The sequence below is a fragment of the Paenibacillus sp. 203 genome (genome assembly GCF_037027525.1).
In the GTDB taxonomy this organism is placed as follows: domain Bacteria; phylum Bacillota; class Bacilli; order Paenibacillales; family Paenibacillaceae; genus Paenibacillus; species Paenibacillus polymyxa_B.
Genome location: NZ_JAXCHD010000005.1, coordinates 16512 through 41733, shown reverse-complemented (window position 1 = coordinate 41733; position 25222 = coordinate 16512). Strand labels below are relative to the sequence as shown.

19 protein-coding genes are annotated in these 25222 nt (G+C 46.4%); 2 read left to right on the top strand and 17 right to left on the bottom strand.

Going from position 1 to position 25222, the window contains the following annotated elements; genetic code table 11:
• The first annotated feature begins 59 nt into the window (after positions 1-59).
• Positions 60-890, top strand: a complete 831-nt coding sequence (locus WA407_RS12630) for a PPK2 family polyphosphate kinase (RefSeq protein WP_235308657.1) — start codon at positions 60-62, stop codon at positions 888-890.
• Positions 891-1004: 114 nt separating this feature from the next.
• On the opposite strand, the gene crcB (WA407_RS12625) is transcribed toward WA407_RS12630, so the two are convergent.
• The 14 genes from crcB (WA407_RS12625) to WA407_RS12560 all read right to left on the bottom strand — a co-directional run bounded on the left by crcB (WA407_RS12625) (position 1005) and on the right by WA407_RS12560 (position 18244).
• Entirely contained in the window at positions 1005-1361 is a 357-nt protein-coding gene (gene crcB / locus WA407_RS12625) for a fluoride efflux transporter CrcB (RefSeq protein WP_235308656.1), read from the bottom strand.
• Entirely contained in the window at positions 1358-1762 is a 405-nt protein-coding gene (crcB, locus tag WA407_RS12620) for a fluoride efflux transporter CrcB (RefSeq protein WP_235308654.1), read from the bottom strand. The genes crcB (WA407_RS12625) and crcB (WA407_RS12620) overlap by 4 nt, the downstream gene beginning before the upstream one ends.
• Before the next feature lie 85 nt (positions 1763-1847).
• On the bottom strand, positions 1848-3158 hold the full coding sequence (locus WA407_RS12615; protein WP_023989915.1) for a replication-associated recombination protein A: 1311 nt from the start codon (positions 3156-3158) through the stop codon (positions 1848-1850).
• A 359-nt stretch (positions 3159-3517) separates the two neighbouring features.
• On the bottom strand, positions 3518-5659 hold the full coding sequence (locus WA407_RS12610) for a HelD family protein (protein ID WP_235308652.1): 2142 nt from the start codon (positions 5657-5659) through the stop codon (positions 3518-3520).
• Between the two features lie 182 nt (positions 5660-5841).
• Positions 5842-7659, bottom strand: a complete 1818-nt coding sequence (locus WA407_RS12605) for an ABC transporter ATP-binding protein (protein ID WP_235308650.1) — start codon at positions 7657-7659, stop codon at positions 5842-5844.
• A 97-nt stretch (positions 7660-7756) separates the two neighbouring features.
• The gene (locus WA407_RS12600; protein WP_061829368.1) at positions 7757-9055 is read right to left on the bottom strand and encodes an NCS2 family permease; all 1299 of its coding nucleotides are present in this window, start codon (positions 9053-9055) and stop codon (positions 7757-7759) included.
• 176 nt (positions 9056-9231) lie between these two features.
• Positions 9232-9981 (bottom strand): tRNA threonylcarbamoyladenosine dehydratase, encoded by a 750-nt coding sequence (locus tag WA407_RS12595; protein ID WP_025720213.1) that lies wholly within the window; start codon positions 9979-9981, stop codon positions 9232-9234.
• A gap of 152 nt (positions 9982-10133) precedes the next feature.
• Positions 10134-11912: an aspartate--tRNA ligase gene (gene aspS / locus WA407_RS12590; RefSeq protein WP_061829369.1), complete on the bottom strand. Its 1779-nt coding sequence runs from the start codon at positions 11910-11912 to the stop codon at positions 10134-10136.
• Positions 11913-11998: 86 nt separating this feature from the next.
• Positions 11999-13243, bottom strand: coding sequence for a histidine--tRNA ligase (gene hisS, locus WA407_RS12585; RefSeq protein WP_023989920.1), 1245 nt, complete (start codon positions 13241-13243; stop codon positions 11999-12001).
• 690 nt (positions 13244-13933) lie between these two features.
• A complete protein-coding gene (locus tag WA407_RS12580) occupies positions 13934-14404 on the bottom strand; it encodes a hypothetical protein (RefSeq protein WP_235308648.1) in 471 nt (156 codons plus the stop codon).
• 62 nt (positions 14405-14466) lie between these two features.
• Complete coding sequence (locus WA407_RS12575) at positions 14467-14973, bottom strand: type 1 glutamine amidotransferase domain-containing protein (RefSeq protein WP_235308647.1); 507 nt, start codon at positions 14971-14973, stop codon at positions 14467-14469.
• Between the two features lie 229 nt (positions 14974-15202).
• Complete coding sequence (locus WA407_RS12570) at positions 15203-15364, bottom strand: hypothetical protein (RefSeq protein WP_235308645.1); 162 nt, start codon at positions 15362-15364, stop codon at positions 15203-15205.
• Between the two features lie 118 nt (positions 15365-15482).
• Complete coding sequence (gene dtd / locus WA407_RS12565) at positions 15483-15929, bottom strand: D-aminoacyl-tRNA deacylase (RefSeq protein ID WP_235308643.1); 447 nt, start codon at positions 15927-15929, stop codon at positions 15483-15485.
• Positions 15930-16066: 137 nt separating this feature from the next.
• Positions 16067-18244, bottom strand: a complete 2178-nt coding sequence (locus WA407_RS12560; protein WP_025720225.1) for a RelA/SpoT family protein — start codon at positions 18242-18244, stop codon at positions 16067-16069.
• Between the two features lie 268 nt (positions 18245-18512).
• Here WA407_RS12560 and uraA point away from each other — a divergent pair, with 268 nt between their 5' ends.
• Positions 18513-19823, top strand: coding sequence for a uracil permease (uraA, locus tag WA407_RS12555; RefSeq protein WP_061829372.1), 1311 nt, complete (start codon positions 18513-18515; stop codon positions 19821-19823).
• A gap of 136 nt (positions 19824-19959) precedes the next feature.
• On the opposite strand, the gene WA407_RS12550 is transcribed toward uraA, so the two are convergent.
• The 3 genes from WA407_RS12550 to recJ all read right to left on the bottom strand — a co-directional run bounded on the left by WA407_RS12550 (position 19960) and on the right by recJ (position 25217).
• Positions 19960-22008, bottom strand: a complete 2049-nt coding sequence (locus WA407_RS12550) for a methyl-accepting chemotaxis protein (protein ID WP_235308640.1) — start codon at positions 22006-22008, stop codon at positions 19960-19962.
• Positions 22009-22239: 231 nt separating this feature from the next.
• On the bottom strand, positions 22240-22752 hold the full coding sequence (locus tag WA407_RS12545) for an adenine phosphoribosyltransferase (protein WP_023989926.1): 513 nt from the start codon (positions 22750-22752) through the stop codon (positions 22240-22242).
• A gap of 68 nt (positions 22753-22820) precedes the next feature.
• Entirely contained in the window at positions 22821-25217 is a 2397-nt protein-coding gene (gene recJ, locus WA407_RS12540) for a single-stranded-DNA-specific exonuclease RecJ (RefSeq protein WP_336077482.1), read from the bottom strand.
• Positions 25218-25222 lie beyond the last annotated feature (5 nt).

The window sequence follows — 25222 nt, the reverse complement described above, 5'->3', positions numbered from 1 at the left end:
CTCATTTGGGTATATGATGTAGACAAGATCATACTTCAATTGAAAAGGAGCGTGCCTTTATGTCTGATTCATTAGGAATGTTGACACCGGGTAAAAAAGTTTCTTTGAAAGAATGGGACCCCAAGGATACGAAGAATATCAAAAATAAAGAAGAAATCCGACAGGAAACAGATCAATTGAAGGAACGCTTCATGGAATTACAGAGCAAATTATTTACAGAGAAAAAACAATCCGTTTTGTTTGTATTTCAGGGTATGGATTGCAGCGGCAAAGATGGCGTCATCAAACAGGTATTTTCCAACCTTAACCCTGCGGGGGTGACTGTCCACAGCTTTAAATCACCTACGGCTGAGGAATTAAGTCATGATTTCTTGTGGCGTGCTCATAGCGTTACCCCAGGACGTGGGTATATTGCAGCATTTAACCGTTCTTATTATGAGGATGTGCTGATTACACGTGTTCACGGACAGATATCCGATAAGCAGGCCAAACGGAATATTAAGCATATCAAACATTTTGAACAGTTGTTGCTGGATAATGGTGTAAAGGTGGTTAAAATCTTTTTACATATTTCAAAGCAATTTCAGTTAGAAAAGCTGATCGATCGAATTGAAAAGCCTCACAAAAACTGGAAGCTTGATCCAAGTGATTTGCAGGAACGAAAATTTTGGAAGCAATATACCCAGTATTATGAGGATGTATTAGAGCTAAGTGCAACCAAACAAGCTCCTTGGTATGTCGTTCCTTCAGACAACCGTTGGTATAGGGATTATACTGTGCTACGGATTGCCGTCCAAACGCTGGAGGAAATGAAGTTGTCTGATCCTGAACCAAGACCTGAACTTGAATCCCTTTTACCTGAATTGTATAAAGAACGAGATAAAAATTAGCTGTATAGGTACAGCACTAAGCTTCCAAAACCGTATCACGGCTGAGAATGCCTTGAGTCGAGATTGGAAGCTTTTTATTGCATTTTTACGTGTTATTTCGAAAATGTATAGAGTTTAACTTACTCTGTATCCGATAGCCGCAGCTACAACTCCTACCACGACGGAGGACAGTACATACATAGCCATGCGTCGGTACTCTTTACGCTCCATCAGTTGAAGAGATTCATAGCCGAATGTGGAAAAGGTGGTGTATCCGCCACAAAAACCTGTTCCTAGCAGCATCCAAAGTGCAGGAGACAAATGGTTTTGCGTAAACTGACCATAGAGCCAGCCTAGCAGCAATGAACCGCTGACGTTAATGATCCACGTCCCCCACGGGAATACGGTACCGAACCTTTTTCCAGCCCACATGCCAAGCCCGTATCTCGCCAGTGTACCCATAATCCCGCCTGCCGCCGCCCACCAGATCATAAGCGTTCCTCCTTGGGAGCAGCAGCCTGCGTCATTTTTGTACCTAGGCGGATACCTGTCCATGTCAAAAACAGCCCTCCGCCTACACTAAGCAGCAGGTACAACACTGCCGTCAGCATACGATCATGAACCGTGAGGCGTACAGCATCTACTGCAAAAGTGGAAAAGGTGGTAAAGCCCCCTGTAAAGCCTGTTCCGATGGCAAGTCGCAATCGCGGCTTGATCCGCCACGATCGCAAGGTTACCGTAAAGAACCAACCAAGAAACAGGCAGCCGATCCAATTGATTAGCAGCACACCAAGTGGAAAATCCGCACCCGCCGCAGGCAACAGCGATTGCAGGCCATAACGGGTAGAGGTTCCAAGCGCTCCGCCCGCGGCAACGAATAGCACGTCTTTCATCTTCTTATCCCCTTCTTCGCTTTTGCACGATCATGGTGTAACGTGACGATTTCGTACACACTCTGTATATGAAGTCGCACATATATTAAGACTGTGAATCCCGCCAGCGCTGGTTTTGCCTGATTTTAGACTCATTCCCCTGCTCAGTAGCCTGATAGAAGGTTTGGTCTGCTATCGAATCGGGCAAATATTGCTGCTTCACATAATGATTCGGATAATTATGTGGATATTGATAGCCAACATGACCGAGCTTTTCCGAGCCTTTGTAGTGTGCGTCACGCAAATGGAGTGGCACCTCGGCCGATTTGATATCGTCCATAGCCGACATGGCCCGTGAAATTGCCGTATATACGGCATTCGATTTGGGGCTTTCCACAGCAAACAAAATGGCCTGTGCAATGTTCAGTTTGGCCTCGGGCCAGCCGTTATTGCGATAGGCTTCAAGCGCACTCACCGCTTGCACCATTGCCTGCGGGTTCGCCAGGCCAATGTCCTCACTGCTCGCCGCGATGAGGCGGCGGATAAAGGTCATCGGGTCCATGCCGAGCTTTTCTACGGCGTACAGGAACCAGAACAGCGCGGCGTCGCTGGAGCCGCGAATGCTTTTGTGAAAGGCCGACAGCACGTCATACTGCGTGGATTCATCTGCTTTGACAATCGGGCGACGGATGGATTCCTCTGCGACTTCCAGTGTCACGTGAATCGTGCCGTCTGCCAGCGGAGGCGTCGTGAGCGCCGCCAGTTCCAGCGCGTTCAAAGCGCGGCGGATATCACCGTTCGCCATGGACGCGATGTGAGCCAGTGCAGCTTCATCTACCTGAAGCTGCATGTAGCCGAGCCCTTTGTCCGCATCGCTCAAGGCACGGCGCATAGCAGCCAGCGAATGCTCCTGCGTTAGCGCTTCAAGCTGGAACAACGTAGAACGGCTCATTAAAGCGCCGTTGACATAGTGAAAGGGATTTTCAGTGGTGGCGCCAATAAACACGATCGTGCCCTTTTCCACCGCAGGCAGCAGTGCATCCTGACGTGAACTGTTAAAACGATGTACCTCGTCGAGAAACAAAATGGTTTTTTTGCCATACATCGATTTATTCGTCTGTGCCCGGTCAATGACTTCTCTTACATCTTTCACAGATGCTTCTACAGCATTCAGACGTACAAAATCGCCTTGCGTGTGTTGCGAGATGATATGTGCCAGTGTTGTTTTGCCGCACCCCGGTGGTCCGTACAACAAAATAGAAGAAACCTGATCTGCCTCTATAGCTCTTCGCAACAGCTTACCAGGACCCACAACATGCTCCTGTCCAATATATTCATCCAGCGAAGTCGGACGCAAGCGATCCGCAAGCAACCGATTGCTTGGCGTTGACTCTTGGGAATATGAAAATAAGTCCATTTCATTCACTTCCTTATGGTTTATGAACGAACACTTTCTCTTTTTCTTTGAAAACATACTATATTATGTTCGCTCATACGGTTGAAATCATGAAAATTCAAGTCATCTATAATCCTGATGCGGTATAAACCGCCTCTTATTCTACCATATCCGTTAACAAGTTGCTGATAGCATGGTCACGGCACGGCTGTAGATCTACAAGTCAGTCGCCCACAAAAAAGAAAGAACAGCCTTAGACGAAAGATGAATTTCGTGGCTGTTCTTCGACTGGCATAACTTCATAATTTCCATCACTAAGATAAACAGCAAACAAAAAGAAATACAACAACTCAGGCGATGCTTTACAACGCTTTTTCTGCTTACTCCGTCTGTGCCTGTACGTAACTAGGAAGTGAGCCATCATGCAATAGCCACAGCTCATGCAGCGCACGGGTACATCCTACATACAGCAGCTTGGCATCCCATGCCCGTTCTCCATAATGCTCATGGTCGGCATCCGCCACAATAACTGCATCGAACTCCAGACCTTTAGATAGATACACAGGCAGTACCGACAAACCGCCTTCATATTGTTTTTTACCACCGTCAATCAAATTCACATCCAACCCCGCGCTTGTGAAAACCTTATGCAGTTCCACAGCCTCTTTTAAGGTACGAGTCAGCACAGAAACAGTACGATACTCCTTGGAGGACAGCTCTTTTAGAGCGGTGAGCAAACTCTGCTCACGCACGGATGAGTCGTAAGACACGGTGCGCACTGGATCACCACTACGAAATACGGGAACTGCTGTAATACCGCCGCGAACTCCCTGCTCCAAAATCGTATTTGCAAATTCTATTATTTCCAAGGTTGATCTGTAGCTCCGCGTAAGTGCAAAATACCCTGTATGTTCCGGCGCAAAAAGAGAACTCATTTCCTCCCACGCATGTACACCACGGTATTCATGAATGCCCTGCGATAAATCGCCCAATATCGTAAAGGAATGCCCTTTCACGAACAAATCCAGCAATGCGATATGAAAAGGTGAAAAATCCTGTGCTTCATCAATGACCACATGGTCAAAACGTTGGGATGATTCTACCTCATGAATCAGCACGTGAAGATACACTAACGCAGTCAGATCTTCTTCACGGATAATCTGTTTTCGCAAATCCGACTGTGTGGCCTTAAAAATAGCAGGCGGCAGAGAAGCCTTCATCTCCGCAGCCGTATCTGCGGGTAACCCTTTAGCTGCCTGAAAAAGCTGCTTGTAGAGCGTCAGTGCGTCATATTGTGGCCATTTTTTAGCATATGCCTTTTCACGTGCCCCTGCCTTTTTCTTGCGTTCCTTGAGCGCTGCCGCCGAAGGCGACTTTTTCAGCTCCATTTCAATCCAGCGGTGCACTCTTGCCAGCACACGCTCCTTCCGCTTCGCGAGCGGATAAGGCTTATATTCCTCATTGAACCAATTCAAAATCTCAGCTTGTGGCAGCACCGCTCCATCCCATGGTGAAAAATCTCCCTCTGGCACGGAAATGGGCTCCAGTCGTTCAACAAAAGCTTGAAGCAACTCCATAAAATGAACCGAACCCTTGAATCTTCCCGGCGCCTCATCCATGGATTCCTTTCTCAGACTGCTACTCTCAAACCAATAAGATAATGTTTCGGCAGGATCAGCCAAAGGTAAATCCAAACCCAACAAATCCAGCGCCCAGTCTGCAAATGTACTTTGCTGAATATTCCCGACCCCCAGCTCTGGAAGTACATCTGAAATATAGTCAAGGAACATATGGTTTGGTGCGAAAATTACCATTTTGTCCGCCGACACTTGATCCTTGTATTGATACAGCAAAAATGCGAGCCGATGCAGCGCTACGGTCGTTTTGCCACTACCCGCTACCCCCTGAATAACGAGGGCTGTATTTTTAGCCGCGCGGATGATCTGATCCTGCTCCGCCTGAATGGTAGATACAATATCCCGTAAACGGTTGTCCTTGTTCTCTCCCAAACGATAAACGAGAAACTCATCGGAAACGGCAGGTTCGTCACTTTCACGGTTGTATGTATCCGCTACCCGTTCCAGAATTCTTTTCCGAATGACAACGTTACGCTTCAGATAGACCAAGCCCTCAATAGTTCCTTCGGGAGCCTCATAGGACGCAGTTTCTTCACCACCTGTAAATGAATAAAACAAGCTGGCAATCGGTGCACGCCAATCAATCACCAGCGGATACGCTGACGTTTCTTCACGCTCCACCCCAATTTTACCGATATAAAGTGGCTTCCGCTGCCCTCTGCCACGTTCGTCAAAATCCATACGACCAAAATAAGGCTCCTGCGAGCTTTTGGCCAAAGCCTGACGTTTTTCCTCCCGTGCCGATTCTAGCACTTGCTCCGTAAAATCATGCCCGGTGTACACCGGCGTATTGCGAAGCCGTTCCAATCTCCGATCAATTTCCTCCATAGCAAGCGACAGCCTATGCTGTTCTTCTTGATAGGCACTTTGAAACTCATTCTCCATTTCAGTTACCTCCTAAGAATATCAAGTCTCGATTTCTGCATCGCATTCACTTGCTCCGACACAAAAAAAGGAAAGTAAGCGTAACACATTTAACCATAAAAATCCAACCTTATTTCCTAGTACGCCTATTCCCCTACTCTTTCACAAAAGTATGAAGCTTTGCGGCACCAGTGGAGCGGCCTCTAATACTCCATACTCCTCTCCCCCATCTCCACAAACTGCTTTTGAGCCAGCTCACGGTACACCTGATGGGACTCTAATAACTCAGTATGAGTTCCTGCACCGGTCACCTTGCCCTTGTCCAACACGATAATCTGATCGGAGTGAACCACTGTAGACAAACGATGAGCAATGACAATTGTCGTGCGTCCTTCCATCAAGTTCGCTAGGGCCTTCTGTACCTCATGCTCAGATGAGCTGTCCAAACTAGATGTAGCCTCATCCAGCATGAGAATGTCAGGGCTACGAAGAAGCGCACGCGCAATAGCGATCCGTTGACGCTGCCCTCCGGACAGCTTCATTCCCCGTTCTCCCACCTCAGTATTGTAGCCTTGAGGTAGATCCATAATAAATGTATCCGCATACGCCATCGTGGCTGCTCGTCTCACTTCTTCCAAGTCAGCTTCGCGCCCCAAGCCATATGTAATGTTATCTCTGACCGTTCCGGTCATCATTGAGCTTTCCTGCGATACATAACCAATTTTGGAGCGCCAGGAGGAAAGTGTATATGACGATATCGGTTCGTCTCCATAACGAATTTCACCTGTATCTGGCACATAAAAGCGTTCCAACAATGAAAACAAGGTGGACTTCCCACTTCCACTCGGTCCCACGAATGCTGTCGTCCGGTTAGCCGGAATGACCAAGTTCGCATTATGAAGGACCTCTTCACCTTCGGTATAAGAAAAGGCAACATCACGAAGTATAATATCTCTGCTCTCTTTTGCCGCTTCCTGCTTTAACTCGAGCGGTTCCTCTTCATGATCTAAAATCGTCTGAATCCGTTCAGTAGCCCCAACCACCTTTTGCAGACGTGAATACAGGGTCGTGAATTGTGCCATCGGTGTGATCACCTGAAACAGCAGCAAAATAAAAGCCACCAAATCCCCAGCGGTCAGCACACCCGATGCGACACGAACACCACCAACACCCAATATAATGACCAGCACTGCAGTCAGCAAGAAGGTAGAAATGGGACCTACAAGGGCCAGGATACGTGACTCTTGCAAACCGAAGCGGAACATCCGGTAAATACGATCCTCACCGGCCTGAGCCTCTCTGCTTTCGGTTCCGTAGGCCTTCACCAGTCTGATTTCGCCGATAACCTGACTCAACACTGAGGTCAGATCTGCCATCTCATCCTGCTGTTTTTTGGAGATGCGGTACATTTTTCTGCCTACCGGAAATAAAATCAGGGCTGTTAGCGGAACAATGGCCATAATAATGAGCGTCATCACCCAATCTAGATAAAATAACAATGCAATACCACCAATAATTGCGATCACATTAGAAATCAGATTGACTAGATACTCCGTAATTAAGTTCATAATCAGGCTTGTGTCATTGGTGACGCGACTCATCGTATCTCCTGACCGATTCCGATCAAAGTAAGGGATAGGTAGAGATAAGATTTTATGCCATAAACGTTTGCGCAAATTAGCCACAATCTTATGCCCGGCATAGTTCAACATATAGATAGAAACCGCCGAAGCCACCGCTTGAAGCACAAAAGCGCCAAGCAGACCAACAATGACCATACGGTTTAGTGAAGAAAAGGTCAAGCCATCAATCAACCCTTTGGTCATCATGGGTACGATTAAACCAGCAATGGTCTGAATCAGCGTCAGAATCAGGGCGATGATCAGAATTGCCTTGGGCGGATGCGCACTCGCAATCAATTTGATAAACCGCCCCATGCCAGCCTTATCCGGTCTTTTACCCGGTTTTTCCTTCATCTGGTCCTCCTGCTCATCTTGGTGTGTATGATGTTCTTTTTCCATATGCCATCAACCTCGCTTCCTGTCTGACCATTCTTGTTCAAACAACAACACCCGCGCTCTGCGCGGGTATGAACAGTACAATCTATCTTCGAGTTTACTACACCAGAGAATGAAGCACAAAGTTAGCCACAAACAGTACAGAAATGATATATAATGCAACAGGCACTTCCTTGCCCCGTCCTGCTGCCAGCTTGGCTACGGGGTATGCAATAAAACCAAAGGCCATCCCGTCTACAATACTGTAAGTAAAGGGCATCATCACCATGATCAGAAATGCAGGAAACGCTTCAGTAAAATCACTGAAATCCATCTCTCGCACATTTTGCACCATTAGCCCCCCAATGATGATCAACACGGGCGCAATGGCACTGTCAGGAATATAAGCCAACAGAGGAATAAAGAAAAACGTCGCTCCGAATAAAATAGCAGTTACCAGCGGTGTCATTCCCGAGCGTCCCCCTGCTGCAATGCCAGCCGTCGATTCCGCAGCGGCTACCGCCGGACTGCTACCCAAAATACCGGCAAAGATATTGGTTACAGCCAACACACGCAAGCTGTTTTTAAATAAATCCGGTCTTCCAATCATGTTGGTTTGTGCAGTAATCATACCAATATTCTCGAATAGCACAATGAGTAGGAGCAAAAAGACAGCAATCCAGAAAGCTACCGAGACAATGCCTGAAAAGGAAAGCTCTCCAAACAATTGCCCATACTGTCGCACCGTTTCAGAGGTTCGTACCGTGCTTGTAGGCTCTACAGCTCCTAGTATATAAGCAAGGCCAGTTCCCGCCAAAATGCTAATTAGTAAACCTCCCTGAACGTTACGCACAAACAATACAATAGCGAGCAGCAACGTTACACAAGCCGTAATGACCTTGGGATCATTAAAATGGCCAATAGCCACAAAAGTCGTCTGATGAGCAATCACGATGCCGCTTTTTTGCAATCCGATAAAGGTTAAAAACAACCCAATGCCCACCGTAATTCCGTGCTGCAAATTATGGGGAATCGCTTGGCTAATCAGCTTGTACAATGATGTAAAAGCCACAATGGCGAATAAAATCCCTGTGACGGCAACCACCATCAGCGCTTCCTGCCAGCTCAGCTTCATAGAATGTACGAGCGTATATGTGAAAAAAGCATTAATTCCCATCCCAGGTACAACGACCATTGGAGATTTCCCACCAAAAGCCATAAGCAGGCAGCCGATCATCGATGTCAGCAGCGTCCCGAGCATTGCCCCTTGGAGGGGAATCCCAGCATCTGCCAAAATAGTTGCATTAACCATAACAATGTATACAACGGAAAAATAAGAAATGGCCCCAGCGGCTAATTCCTTTTTCCAATGATGCTCGGGCTTGAAACCGAGACTTCTGGACCATAGTCCATCCTTCATACCAAAACCCTCCAGCAAGTTGTTCAATCTGTTTGCAGTAAGCTGCGCTTTTTCAAAACAAAAAAGAGCTGTAGCAACTGTGACACACAAAGGATGTGATGCACAGAACTACAGGTCTTAAAGTGAATACATACTGCTGTAAATCTACGAATGCACTGCCATGCTATTTTTGCAACTTACACACCAGCGTGTTCTAACAAATCCTTCACGGCTACACTAACCATGATCAGTCCTGCTACCGGAGGTACAAATGCATTGCTTGCAGGCGGCTGCTTCGCCTTCCGAATTTCAGGTGCGTTTGCAGGTACAATTTTTTTTGTAATTTCTTCGCGTGGCTTCATCGGTTCCTCATCGGAGAATACAACTTTGACGCCTTTGGTAATACCTTCCTTGCGCAACTTGGTGCGGATGACACGGGCAATCGGGTCCATTCTCGTCTGGGAAATATCCGCTACTTGAAAACGACTCGGGTCCATTTTATTCGCAGCGCCCATACTGGAGATCATCGGAATCCCCCGTTTCAGGCATTCCTTAATCAAATGAATTTTGTATATAATCGTATCCGAAGCATCCAGCACATAATCCAAGTCGTACTTGAACAGCTCCTCATATGTTTCTTCTGTATAAAACATGTTCAGTGCAATCGCTTCACATTCAGGATTAATCAGCTTCACACGCTCTACCATCAGATCAGCCTTTTTTTGACCTACCGTCGTTGTCAACGCATGAATCTGGCGATTAATATTGGTGATATCTACAACATCTTTATCAATCAAAATGATGCGTCCCACACCCGTGCGCGCCAGTGCTTCCACTGCAATCGAACCGACACCGCCAATACCCAGCACGGCCACCGTGCTATTTTTCATAACCTCTAGACCTTCAGTTCCAATGGCCAGTTCCGTTCGTGAAAATTGATGCAACAATATGGTATATCCTCCCTCACTGATTTAAACTCTATGCCTGAACTCCAGCATACAAACCACGAACCCATTATCCATATGAGGGTAACGGGTTCATGGCATTCTATAAGCTATCTCATGCCAATGGATGGCACTTGCTAAGCCAAATGTTCGTCTTAAGCTTTAGGCGCAACAGGCTTCGGAGCAAGACGAATATGAAGCTGATCCAATTGAGCTTGATCCACTTCGGCTGGTGCATCCATAAGCAGGTCTGTCGCGCTGGCTGTTTTCGGGAATGCAATAGTTTCACGCAGGTTTGTACGACCTGCAAGCAACATCACAAGGCGGTCAAAACCAAAGGCAATACCACCATGTGGAGGCGTACCATATTCAAATGCATCCAGCAGGTAACCGAATTTATCCTTCACTTCTTCAGGCGGCAGATTGAGCGCTTTGAACATTTTTTCCTGAACTTCACGTTTGAAAATCCGCATCGAGCCACCACCCACTTCGTAGCCGTTCAGCACGATATCATAGGCCTGAGCACGAACTTGACCTGGATCTGTGTCCAAGAGGGCCAGGTCTTCTTCCTTCGGACGAGTGAACGGATGGTGCTCCGCTACATAACGTTTTTGTTCTTCGTCATAGCCCAGAAGCGGGAAGTCTACGACCCAGGCAAATTTGAATTTGTTATCGTCGATGAGCCCCAAATGACGGCCAATTTTCAGACGAAGCGCGCCTAATACATCAGCAACTACTTTTTTATTATCCGCAGAGAACAGCAACAGATCGCCTTCTTCGGCTCCTGTGCGCTCCTTCAAGGCTTCGATTTCTTCCGGTGTGAAGAATTTAACGATAGGTCCCTTGAATTCGCCTTCCTTCACTTGAATCCAAGCCAAGCCTTTAGCTCCATAACGCGCTGCAAAAGGACCCAGGTCATCAATGTCCTTACGGCTCCACGTGCCACATCCTTTGGCATTAAGGACTTTAACTTCGCCACCCTTTTCAATTACGGAAGCAAATACTTTCACACCACTGGTTGCCACGATATCATTAACATTTATCAGCTCAAGACCAAAACGCAGGTCAGGCTTGTCAGAACCATACTTGTCCATTGCCTCTGCATGTGTAATCCGTTGGAACGGTGTTTCCAGTTCTACCCCAACGGTTTCTTTGAACAATTTCACCATAAGACGCTCCATCATAGGCAGCAAGTCATCCTGTTGCATAAAGGAGGTCTCAATATCGACCTGCGTAAATTCAGGCTGGCGGTCAGCACGCAAGTCTTCATCACGGAAACAACGTGCAATTTGGTAGTAGCGCTCCAGGCCACCCACCATCAGCAATTGCTTGTACAGTTGTGGCGATTGCGGCAAGGCAAAAAATTCGCCTTCATGCACCCGGCTAGGCACCAGATAGTCACGTGCGCCCTCTGGGGAGCTTTTCGTCAAAATTGGTGTTTCCACCTCGACGAACTCTTCTCCGTCCAGGAAGTCACGGAATATTTTTGCTGCTTTGGAGCGCAGTTTCAAGGTCTGGTACATTTCCGGACGACGCAGGTCCAAATAACGGTATTTTAAACGCAGAGACTCGTCCACTTCTACACCATTTTCAATGAAGAACGGAGGTGTTTTAGACGCATTCAATACTTCGATTTCAGTGACGCGTACCTCAATTTCACCTGTAGGCAGGTTCGGGTTAATCGTTTCTGCATCACGCTTAACAATCGTACCGGTAACCTCAAGCACGTATTCACTACGGACACGATCCGCAATTTGCAGTGCGTCACCGGAATATGCCGGATTAAACACGATTTGTACAATTCCGCTACGGTCACGAAGGTCTATAAAAAGTACGCCCCCCAAATCACGACGAGTTTGTACCCAACCGTTCAATGTAACTGTTTCTCCGATATGCGCATGAGTCAATGCGCCGCATTGATGACTCCTTTTCATAATACACACTCCTGTTTATGTTTAGTAGTTAATGCTATATGACAGCCAGAGGGAAACTTCCCCTGACTGATGTTACATTATTTTGTTTATCCTAATTCTTCCACCAGCTGATCCAGCTTAACGGTACGTTGCTCGCCGGTTTCCATGTTTTTTAGTGCAATTTCACCCTGAACCAGCTCATCCTCACCCAGAATCGCAGTATACCTTGCTTTAAAGCGATCGGCTGATTTCATCTGCGCCTTCATTTTACGCCCCAGATAATCTCGTTCTGCGGAAAATCCGGCTTGACGCAACTTGAATAGTTGTTTGGTTACTTCCGTTTCTGCTGCTTCTCCCAACGCTACCATATAGATATCTAACGGCTTGGCTTCGTTCAGTTTGACACCTTGATGCTCCAAGATCAGCTGAATTCGCTCCAGTCCAATGCCAAAACCAATGCCCGGCTGATCCGGTCCGCCCAGATCTCCAACCAATCCGTTGTAGCGGCCGCCTCCACCGATCGTGTCTATGGCACCAATTCCTTCGGCTTTGAATTCGAACGCTGTCAACGTATAATAATCCAGCCCCCGTACCAAACGCGGGTTAACTGTATATTCCACGCCCATGGCATCCAAATTTTGCTTCACTTTCTCAAAATGCGTGCGGGATTCCTCATCCAAACTATCCAAAATCGAAGGTGCTCCGCCAAATTTGTCCTGATCATCTTTGCTATCTAGCACTCGCAGCGGATTGCGCTCAATGCGTGCTTGGCTCTCCTTGGTCAACGTATCCTTAATTGGCATCAAGAAGTCTACCAGATGCTGACGATAAGCTGCCCGGCTGGCTGCATTACCGACGGAGTTAATCTCCACCTGTACTCCTTTCAAGCCCAGTTCACGGCAGAATTGATACCCGAAAGCAATAACTTCTGCATCCAACGCCGGATCGACCGCACCAAATGCTTCAATTCCAAATTGGTGAAACTGGCGCTGACGCCCAGCCTGTGGACGCTCATACCGGAACATCGGGCCGATATAATACAGCTTAGTTACATCCGGCTCCCCGTATAGTTTGTTCTCCACATAGGAGCGGACAACCCCTGCTGTTCCTTCTGGACGCAAAGTCATGCTGCGCTTCCCTTTATCCTCAAAAGTATACATTTCTTTTTCCACCACATCCGTCGTTTCACCCACACCTCGAACGAACAAATTCGTTTGTTCGAACATGGGCGTACGAATCTCTCGGTAATTAAAGCGGCGGCTAATCTCACGGGCTTTTTCCTCGACAACTTGCCATTTTTCTACACTGCCCGGCAGCAAATCCTGTGTTCCCGTCGGTTTTTGAAAGGCCATTAACGTATCCCCCCATCGTTGTATTTCGTATTGTGCACTTTTTTATTGCTCCACTTTCAAATAAAACAAAAAATCCCTCGTCCTGTTAACATTAACAGGGACGAGGGATTGTCGTTTACAAATCACCCGTGGTACCACCCACATTCCGGAGTTTACCCAGACAACCAGCATAAGAATCACTCATTGCCCGTCAGCATTAAACTGACTCCGCTCATACGTATAACGCCCGTAACGCGCAGTACGGCTATTATGCAGGACCATCCACTGTCGGCACAGTTGCAATGTACTTTCAGTAGGGTTTCCTCAATTGTTCGCCGCCTGTTCTCGGGGAGGTCATTCATCCGCTCATCAAGGGAATTTTTACAGCCTGGAAATTCCTCTCTGCGCTTGTGGGTTCGGAGTACTTGGTCCCGTCATCAAATCATTTTTCATTATTTTATGATTTTAATGAACCGCTTCGACAAAGTCAAGACATTCTCCCTATAATCGGACAAATAAGGCTTATAAAAAGAAAAAACCTGCGGAAACGGTCCGCAGGTTCAAAAAGATATATCAAAAGGGGGTCATGCTGTTATTATAAACAACGAATATTAAGGAATGATGTTTCGAATATTACAATTGTATTACAGTCACTCTTTTGTAGCTGAATTTCTCAAGTATCGACAATCTCTTGTGTTGCGCTCTTTAGCTTTAATCCAACTGCGATACATATCCCCGATTGGAACGTAGCTTATAAATGACCTCATCATAATCGTCATCATTCACCTTTGCTGATAATACATACCGTAATTCATCTTGATTACCGTTAATATACACATCTGTCGCACGGAGCAATCCTCCGTCATGATTCGTTGTTCCACCCCGATCTTCATTCAGATCCCTTTGGGCTGAGCCAGAGTTAATCTGGTCATCCTTCGCATCTGGTAGAATATTCTCGCCATAAGCACCCGCCGCAGGGATTGCCGCACCTGCAGAGCCTCCTGTACTCACAGAACCTGTATTGTTATAGGGGACCAGCGGAATTAAAACTCTCGTCTCCCGACCGAGCGCATCATCCAAGGCACCTACTTCCAAATGTTCAGTTCTATAAGCTTGAAGCGAGGCTCTGGCACCCTCAGCTTCATCTTCTGTGCGAAAATAAGCCTGAATCTGTTTTGCCATATCAAATCCTCCTCGTTTGGGAATTGTACTGGCATTGATCTAAGGAAATATTCACGTTCAAATTACAACGCTTTTAATAACTCACGCACAAAGGCAGGCTCATCCTTAGGGGTCCGAGACGTAATAAAGTTACCGTCCACAACCGCCTCTCGATCCTCAAAATGAGCACCCGCATTAATTAAGTCATCTTTCAACGGAGGATAAGCAGTAATCGTCCGGCCTTGTAACAAATTGGCACTCGCCAAAATTTGTGGCCCGTGACAGATAGCGCCAATCGTTTTTTTGGCCTCGTTAATTTCAGTCACAAATTTCAGAACATGTGCATCCAATCGCAGATTTTCCGGGGAGGATCCGCCAGGAATAACAACTGCATCATAGTCACTTGATTTCACATCTGCAATGGCTTTTTCAATAGTGTAGCTTGCTTCACCTTGCTTGCCGCTCACTTTCTCACCTTGCTTCAGCCCAACAATATCTGCCTCATGTCCAGCCTTTTTCAATTCATCATAAGGTACCTTCATTTCAGAATCTTCAAATTGGTCAGCTAATAAAAATGCAATTTTACTCATTAATGTTCAGATCTCCTTTCCGGTTATCCTCGAAACAAATTAAAATTAAGTTTGTTTGTCTACCACGATTTGTTATTACCCGCTTGATCTGTTTTTATAACAATCGCAGCAGCGGAAAAGAAAAAGGAGCCTTTCGGCTCCTACACTAATTCAATGCTACATATTTTATTTTTGGCCTCTTTGTGCTACTTTCGGGTAGCACCTCATTAACACTACATTTAACCCGATGTTACCTGCGTGGCAAAGCACCGCGTCCCGGCTTGTCGATGGCTGCTGCAACATGCTGTAATAACGTATCAGCATTACGAGTAAGGCTGATTGCCTCCTGCATGCTACCGGGAAAAAGCAGCACAGTGCTTCGATGCCCGTCCATTTTCGGGGTTTGACGCATAGCTTCGTCTCTCCTGTCACCCTTAGGCTATCCGCCTGGCTAATCACCAATCGGGATGACATTATGGTCCCTCTGAACAGCTATTTTATTCTACTCAGATCACGCCATGAATGTATAGTTACAAACGTTCGGTATCCAAAATCAGTGTCACTGGGCCCCAGTTCGTCAATGAAACATCCATCATAGCCCCAAAGATTCCCGTTTCTACCTCCAGGCCCTTGGCTCGAAGCTGGCTGTTGAAAAAATCATACAGTTTCTCCGCTTCCTCAGGTTTGGCCGCCCCCATAAAGTTAGGCCTTCTTCCTTTACGACAGTCACCATACAACGTAAATTGGGAGACAGACAAAATGGCTCCACCGACATCCAGAACGCTGTCATTCATTTTACCTTCAGCATCCTCAAATATACGTAATCCCGCTGTTTTATCCGCCAAATAAACGGCATCGGCTGCTGTATCTCCCTGACCAATACCAACCAGCAGCATTAATCCGGTTCCAATCTTGCCGACCACCTTTTGATTCACCGTTACCTGAGCGTCTTTACAGCGCTGAATAATGATCTTCATCGCCTATCCGATATCTCCTTTAACCTTCCCTTTTAAAAGGTGCTCACAGCCGTATTATGGCTCTTTTAGCACCCCATGGGTCTTTCTACCCAAGATGTGTTACAAAGGCTATAAACCTATCTGTACGCTTAATAAGGTTATTGCATAATCCGATGCACAGTGTATACATCCTTCACCCGTTTGATCCGTTCGACTACAGAATGCAAATGATCCGTGTTGCGAATGAGAATCGTGATGTGAATCATCGCCATTTTATTTTTATCTGTACGACCTGTAACGGCCGAGAAGCTAGTTTTGTTCTCAGAAATGGCCTGAAGCACTTCATTCAGCAAACCGTTGCGATCATGCCCTGTAATCTCAATATCGACGCTGTAATTGACTTCCGCTGCTTCTTCCCACTCTACTTCAATCACACGTGCCTGGTCTTCGCCCGTACCCGAAGGAATATTCGGGCAATCCGTCCGGTGAACGGATACGCCGCGTCCACGTGTTACATAGCCAATGATGTCATCTCCCGGTACGGGATTACAACATCGTGCAAAACGGACGAGTAAATTATCGACGCCTCTGACGCTGACACCGTTGGTCGGTGTTTTTTTCCGTTCGCCCTGCGGCTTGTACTCCTTGACCTCGGTCGTCAATTCGATCAACCGTGCCTCTTCTTGTTCCTTACGCAGCTTCTCTGTCAAACGTGTACAGACCTGCGCTGCGGTTATACCACCAAAGCCAATCGCAGACAGCATATCTTCGGAATCGTTAAAAGAGAACTTCTGTGCCACTTCCTGAAGCTTGTCGTCGCTCATCCACACCGATGGCTCGATATCACGTTTTCTCAGTTCACGTTCCAGATTTTCGCGGCCTTTTTCAACATTCTCCTCACGCTTTTCTTTCTTGAACCATTGTTTGATTTTACTGCGCGCGTGAGAGGACTGAGCAATTTTGAGCCAGTCCTGACTAGGTCCATAAGAATGCTTGGACGTCATAATTTCGACAATATCACCGGTTTTAAGCCGATAATCCAAAGGTACGATTCTTCCATTTACCTTAGAGCCAATCGTTCGATTGCCAACTTCGGTATGAATACGGAAAGCAAAGTCCAGCGGAACGGATCCGGCCGGCAACTCAATGACCTCTCCCTTAGGAGTAAACACAAACACAAGGTCTGAGAAAAAGTCCATTTTGAGCGATTCCACAAATTCCGACGCATCCTTCGCTTCATTTTGCAGCTCCAGAATTTCTCGAAAAAAGGTGATTTTATCCTCAAAGTTAGTGTTGTTTGCTCCGTTGCCTTCTTTATAGGCCCAATGGGCCGCAATCCCGAATTCAGCGGTACGGTGCATATCCACTGTGCGAATTTGTACCTCGGTAGGCTCCCCGTTGGGACCTACTACTGTCGTATGAAGGGACTGATACATATTGGCCTTAGGCATAGCGATATAATCCTTAAACCGCCCCGGCATCGGCTTCCACAACGTATGGATAATCCCCAGTGTGGCGTAACAGTCTTTAATGTTATCCACAATAATTCGAATCGCCAGCAAATCATATATTTCATTGAATTGCTTGTTCTTCGTCGTCATTTTTTTAAACACACTGTAAATATGTTTAGGGCGTCCGGACAGGTCAGCCTGAATACCCATCTCTTCCAGCTTTTCTCTGATACGCTGTATGACATTATCAATAAACTGCTCCCGCTCTGCCCGCTTTTTATGCATCAAATTAGCGATGCGATAATACTGCTGAGGATTCAGATAGCGTAAAGCAATATCTTCCATTTCCCATTTAATGGCCGAAATACCCAGTCGGTTTGCAACCGGACAGAAAATCTCTAACGTTTCATAAGCAATCCGACGCTGGCTTTCCTCTGACTGATATTTCAAAGTACGCATGTTATGCAGACGATCTGCTAACTTAATGACGATGACACGAATGTCCTGCGCCATAGCAATAAACATTTTTCGATAATTTTCGTTCTGTTGTTCTTCCTTGGAACGGAACTGAATACGCTCCAGCTTCGTCAGACCATCGACAAGCATCGCACATGTATCGCCAAAATGCTCGCGAATCTGCGCCAAAGACACCGTTGTATCCTCCACAACGTCATGTAAAAGAGCGGCGATAATGGAGATGGTATCCATCTGCATATTAACGACGATATCAGCAACCGCAAGCGGATGCAGAATATAAGGTTCACCGGACTTACGAGTCTGGCCGGAATGGGCCTGCTCGGCAAAATCATAGGCGTCCCTGATGCGGATAAGATCTGCTTCTCTGGTATAGGCCCCGGCCTTTTTAAGTAATTGCTCTATCCCCATTCTGCTCTATTCCGTGTCCTTTCTATGCAAAATGGAACCCGCCGATCAATGTCGCGCAAAGGTTCCCTTTTAAAAGTGATTTCCTACAATTATGACGGTTAGCACGTCACACGTCAACTATTACAGGTTTGGCATTGTCGCATTATTCTGTCACACATGGTAAGTAAAATCAGGATTGTTGACGAAATGAAACGAATTATATTGAAAAAATTACGAAAAGTAATTAATGTATATAAGAATAATTGAAAGAACTAAGGAGTGAACTGCGTTGCAACGCGAAATTCAAGTTAATGAAAAGCTACCGGCAGGACCTGGGTTCCTGCTCAGCGTACAGCATTTGTTTGCCATGTTTGGTAGCACTGTGCTGGTGCCGAATATTTTCGGCGTCGATCCCGGCATGATTTTGCTAATGAACGGTATTGGCACATTGTTGTACATATGGATCTGCCGCGGCAAAATTCCCGCCTATCTCGGCTCCAGCTTCGCTTTTATCGCTCCCGTCAGTCTTGTGCTTAAAAACAATCCCGGCGGCAACGGCTATGCTATGGCCCTCGGTGCTTTCATCGTTACAGGTATTATTTTCTGCCTCGTCGCACTGGTGATCAAATATGCCGGAACCCGTTGGCTGGACGTCGTTTTTCCTCCAGCTGTTATGGGCTCTATCGTAGCCTTAATCGGTCTGGAACTGGTTCCGGTTGCAGCAGGTATGGCAGGCATTATCAATGCCGATCCTACTAAGGCCTGGACTCCAGATCCCAAAACGATTACTCTTTCGCTCGTTACACTCGGGGTCACTGTTCTGGGTGCGGTATTGTTTCGCGGCTTTGCCAAAATCATTCATATTCTGATCGGTATCGTAGTGGGCTATGTACTTGCTTATTTTATGGGCATGGTCAATACACAAGCCATTGCAGACGCTCCTTTTTTCGGACATCCTGCAATTACCACTCCCGTTTTTAATACCTCTGCTATGCTGACGATTCTTCCTGTTGCTCTGGTCGTCATCGTAGAGCATATTGGTCACTTGCTTGTGACTAGCAACATTGTCGGGCGCGAGCTGTCCAAAGATCCTGGTCTCCATCGCTCTCTGCTAGGTAACGGTATTTCCACCGTCATTTCCGGTTTTGTGGGTTCTACACCTAATACGACTTATGGTGAAAATATTGGTGTCATGGCATTAACTAAAGTGTACTCTGTATGGGTCATTGGCGGAGCGGCTGTCATTGCCATCCTATTGTCCTTCTCAGGCACGTTCTCAGCGATTGTTTCTAATATTCCAGCTCCAGTTATGGGTGGCGTATCCTTACTATTATTCGGTGTCATCGCTGCCTCCGGTCTAAGAATCTTCGTTGAGCAAAAGGTTGATTTCGCCAAGCCAACCAACATGCTGCTTGCGACCATCGTGCTTGTTGTCGGAATCAGCGGTACTACGCTCACTTGGGGCGCTGTAACCTTGAAAGGTATGGCATTGGCTACAATCATCGGCATCATCCTCAGCTTGTTCTTTAAGCTGATTGACGTGCTCGGCTGGTCCAACGATAAATCGCAGGAACCTTTAACGGAGAAAACACCAGATTGATGTCTTTTTTTCAACTTTAAAACGCCGCTCCATGTTAGTTATGGATCAACACGCTCAGGCTGTATAGACAAGCGTGTAAAGATCCATATCTCATGGAGCGGCGTTTTTTTATGCACGGCCTTTTTTTCTAAAAATATCACACACGAAAGCGAGATACGACCTGATTAAGCGTATCAGAAACACCTGTAAGCGTCTTGACAGAGCTGTCCATACCTTCCAGATCCTTAAGCTGCCGTTCGGATCGTTCCGCGGCTTGCCCTGTACGTTTAGCTGAAGCTTTCGCAATGTCTGCAAGATATCCAATAGAGGCTGCAACTTCCTCTGAACCTGCCGACATTTCTTCTGAGGCAGATGAAACTTCCTGCACTTCTATCGCCACCTGCTGAATATCTTGATTCATCGCAATAAAACGTTCTTCCACCTCAAGTAAAATAGATACTCCTTCATCCATCTCCAGAGCACCCTGCTGCATTCCTTCCAAAGCTAATTTGGTTTCTTCCTGCATGTATCGGATTCGACTCGTAATTTGTTCCGCAGACTCGCTCACGTTTACAGCCAGCTTGCCGATTTCTGAAGCCACCACAGCGAACCCTCGGCCATGCTCCCCTGCACGTGCGGCTTCAATGGAAGCATTCAGTGATAGCAACTTGGTCTGCCCACTAATTTCCTGAATCATTCCAATTATGCTGCCAATTTGGGCGGACCGCTCATTCAATGAGCTTACTACCCTGCCTGCCTCATCCATAGACATTTTCGCTTTATGCATTCCTTGGTTGACCACGGTCAACCGTTCATTTCCTTGTTGTGCCTTATGTTCAATCTCAGTGGTAGCCTCGGATACATGCTGTATAGATTCAGCAATACGCTGTATTCCAACAGCCATCTCCTCCATTGCAGTCGCACTCTCTGCTGCGGCGGCCAACTGAAGCTCGGCCCCTTCCTTCACCTTAGTTAGTTCACCTGCATTGTGCTGTGCATCTTTAGTCGCCCCAGAAATCTCTTGCGAAATTTTTATAGATACGCCTGAGATAACATCTGACTCTTCGCTTAAACGTGATGCCATTCCTCTGGTTGCCGCAATTACCTTATTGATCCCGTCAGCCATTTGGCCAAATTCATCCTTACGTTGATGTGTTAGTTCAACGCTATAATCTCCAAGAGCCATACGATTGGTTATCTGCATAATTTTTTTAATCTCTTTGATCATACCTGAATTGTTAATTATTAATGCTCCCATAATTAGCAAGATACCTATAACACTAACAATAAGAAGAAGTTTAAGCATTTCGTTCGCAGAGCGGTTCAAATCGGATTCTGGCAGTAATACGCCGATTTTCCATCCGGTTTGTGGGAGTGTTTCGTACATTATCCGGTAGTCCTCACTATCAATGGGTACGGATAGTTGTCCGGACGTACCACTTTGAATAGATTGTGCTGCTTCCGCATTCATCGTTTTTGTTAACGGCTCGCCTGCTTTTAAGGACGGAAGACCGGATGACAAAATGGCTCCATTCTTATCCATCAAGATCGCACTACCGTTAGCACCAAACTTCATTTTTTCAATAAACGTTTGAATGTTTGTCATGTTCAAGTCGCCAGTAATGACACCTAACAGCTTCCCTTCCCTGTCATAAAATGCTTTCCCAGCAGTAATCATATTGATTTTCAGTCTGCTATCGTAAAAAGGCTCCGTAAAATTTATATCTTTTCCACGTTCAATGGCTTCTGTATACCAAGGTTGCGTTAAATAGTCATATTGTGGATCATCATATTCAGTCGATTGCTTGAATATCTCGCTATCTCTATGCACATATATGGAACGGTATGTCACTCCTGGATCATACGCAGCATTAGCAAAATATATCCCTAACCCATAGGTCATATCATTTAATTCCAGCTCTTGTTCAAAAAAACGTCCATAACCCTCAATGTTCATTCCTGCTCCCAGTTGTTCCGCACTCTTAGTCAGCATCGAAACAAGTAAAGCATGACGATCTACGTTAGCTGCAATATCTGCTTTAACCCTCGATAAGGAATGCGCAGCATTTTGGCTTATTTCCGTATCCAGCTTTTGCTTGGCAAAAAAATATGACAAAAAGCTGATTAAAATCAGCGTTATAAGTACAAGCGGAACCAAGGTAGAAAATGTCCGTGCTCGTAAACTCCTAAATCGAAATAAACCCATTATGACCACCTCTGCTCCTTTTTAATTGTTTATCGACATTTATTCTATATTTTTTATAACCATTTCCAATAAAAAGAGTGGTAATTTGAACCAATCAAACAAAGTCACACCTAAAACACTGCTTAAACAAAATAGTCCGATGGAGCAACTCTTTAGATAAAGAGATGTTCCATCGGACTATTTAGGTGATCCGTTCATAATTATTTCCCGGGAAACCCGGTTTCGAAGTACTTAATACGTAATCAGAGTGAATACATCTACATCAGGCAGTTTCGCCCGACCGTTTAGATCAGACAGCTCGATAAGAAAAGCAGCCCCTGCCACATTGCCACCAAGCTGGCGTACCAAGTTCACGGATGTAGCAATAGTTCCACCTGTAGCAAGCAGGTCATCAGCAATCAGAACATTTTGGCCTGGCTCTATAGCATCCTTATGCATCGCCAGTGTATCTTTACCATACTCCAAACCGTATGCTTCCTCAATGGTTTCCCCAGGGAGCTTGCCACTTTTACGGATGGGAATAAAACCAACACCAAGCGCATAAGCCAAAGGAGCACCAACAACGAACCCACGTGCTTCTGGCCCTGCAATCAAATCAATTTTCAAATCCGATACCAGTTCCTTCATATCGTTGATAGCCTTGCGGTACAGTTCACCATTTTTCATCAGGGTCGTAATGTCCTTAAAACTAATCCCTGGTTGTGGAAAATCGGAAATCACCCGAATATATTCTTTGTAGTCCAACTTAGTTCCTCCTACTGTAACTTCAAATTAGTATATACATTTTACAACATAAATTGCGAAATAGTATCTCAAGACGCACCCTTCATAAGCGACATAATCCAGCTCGTCATCTGGGTAGTGTCCGCATCCAGCAAATACTTCTCCATTTCAGCCATATTATACAATTCCTGATAGCGTGGAGAAGCGGTTAAATCCCGCTTAGGCGGATTGGATACAAAACGGAATTGACCATCTGTACGCGTCATAAACTCAAGCTCTTCGAAGATGTCCAATACTTTGGATAACATGCGTACTGAACAGGAACACTGTCGGCTAAGAGCAGGCAGCATTGCTTTTTCATCAATAGGCTGTGTCCCCATTCGAGAAAGCACAACGTAAATGCGCTTGAACAGCTCTCTGTCAGGGCTTACGAGTCGACCGCCACGCTCACTGACCGAATGAAGGAGAAATACGTTCTCTACATTCTCAAAGGTAGACCATAATGCCTGAAACTGAACCGGTGTATCCGGCGGCTCCAGTACGAACAGCGACTTTACAGAGTGCTGTGCATCTCTTTGACCATCACTGGGAATAACGCTACCGTCTTTATCGTATAACCATAAGGATTCAGCGTCCACGGAGCTCGATGGACGAAGCCTGGATGACGGATGAATCAACACCGCAACGTCTTTCTTTCTTTCCTCAATACGTGGATGAAAAATCTTCAGTCCCCGCTCTAATTCGGCAAAAGGGTCCGACACTCCACGATAATCAAAAATTTGTGGCGCCTGCACTCGAATGTCCTGAATCATTAGCTGAAGAGACCGTTTACCGTTCCATTCGTTAATTGACAATTCACCCAGCAGATCTATCTCTGTTTGTTGCTGTAAAAAATCAGCCAATTCGCCACGACGGAAGGCAATCGCGTCCAGCGATAAACCGTTCTGCTCCAGCAGGAGCTTCACATGATTTTTCTCACGTCCCATTTTACGAGCCTCGCGCAATTGCAGACCCTGGAATACGAATCGTGGAGAAGGATTCCCCATACCAAAAGGCTGAAGCAACTCCAGTTCTTCAACCACTTGTAAAGACACCTCGTCCAGACGACAGACCATATCGGCCTCAGCTACAGGAATGAGATCTTCTGGTGTCAGAATGGAACCCGCATAGCGGTTCAGCTGCTCTTCAAACAATTTCAGATTGTCACGGGACAGCGTCATACCCGCAGCCGAAGGATGACCACCAAAATGCTCCATAAGCTCATGACTGTCCGTAAGAGCACTGTAGATATCCAATGCAGGAATAGACCGGGCAGAACCTTTGCACGTGCCTGTCTCAGCATCTATACCAAGAATAATGGTCGGTCGATAATAGCGATCCAATAGCTTGGATGCCACAATTCCGACAACGCCGACATTCCAGCCTTCACCAGCCAACACAATAACTGACGGTAGCTTGCCTCCATTCAGTTTGGAGGCCAATTGTTGCTCGGCTTGCTCCACAATACGTTCGACCACCTGTTGACGCTCACGATTGAGCAGGTCCAGCGCATGCGCAAGTTGGTCTGCTTCTTCCTCTTTTTCTGTCGTCAGCAGAGAAACTGCTCGTCCCGCATGATCCAGGCGCCCGCTGGCATTAATCCGCGGAGCCAATGCAAATGCGATATTGACTGAAGTCACTGTAGATATATCCACGCCCGCTACATGGAGCAACGCACGAATACCCGGAAATGCAGAGTTTCTCATGGATTGAATCCCTCTGCGTACCATCGTCCGATTTTCACCATGTAGTGGCATCAGATCGGCTACCGTGCCGATAGCGGCGATTTCAAACCATTCCTCTGGCACCTCACCCAACAGCGCCTGAGCGAGCTTCAGGGCAACACCAACACCTGCAAGACCTTTAAATGGGTATGGGCAACCGGGTAGCTTCGGATTAATCAAAGTATATGCCTCGGGAAGTACAGCAGGCGGCTCATGATGATCCGTCACTATAACATCTATCCCCAAGGAAGTTGCATAAGCAATTTGCTCTACTGCACTAATTCCCGTATCTACCGTAATGACCAGCGTAACTCCCTGCTGATGAGCCCAATCAAGAGCATGGTTATGCAGACCATATCCCTCATTAGAACGATGGGGAATATAAATATCATAAGAAGCCTTGAGAAAACGCATGAGCTGAATCATCAATGATGTACTGGACACGCCGTCCGCATCATAATCGCCATAGATTAATATATGCTCGCCACGTTCCAGAGCCTGGCGAATTCTCGGTACAGCCTCTTTCATACCAAGAAGCAAAAAAGGGTCGTGTACATCGTCCACACTTCCGTACAAAAAGCGGTTTGCTTCCCCGGCGGTAGTGACGCCCCGGTTCACTAAAAGCCGGGACAACAATGGTGAAATCCCCAGCTCTTCTGTCAACAGCTGAGCCGCTTCTAGGTTAGCCTCTGGGGTCTTCCATCTGTACTGCGAATGAAGCAATCCTG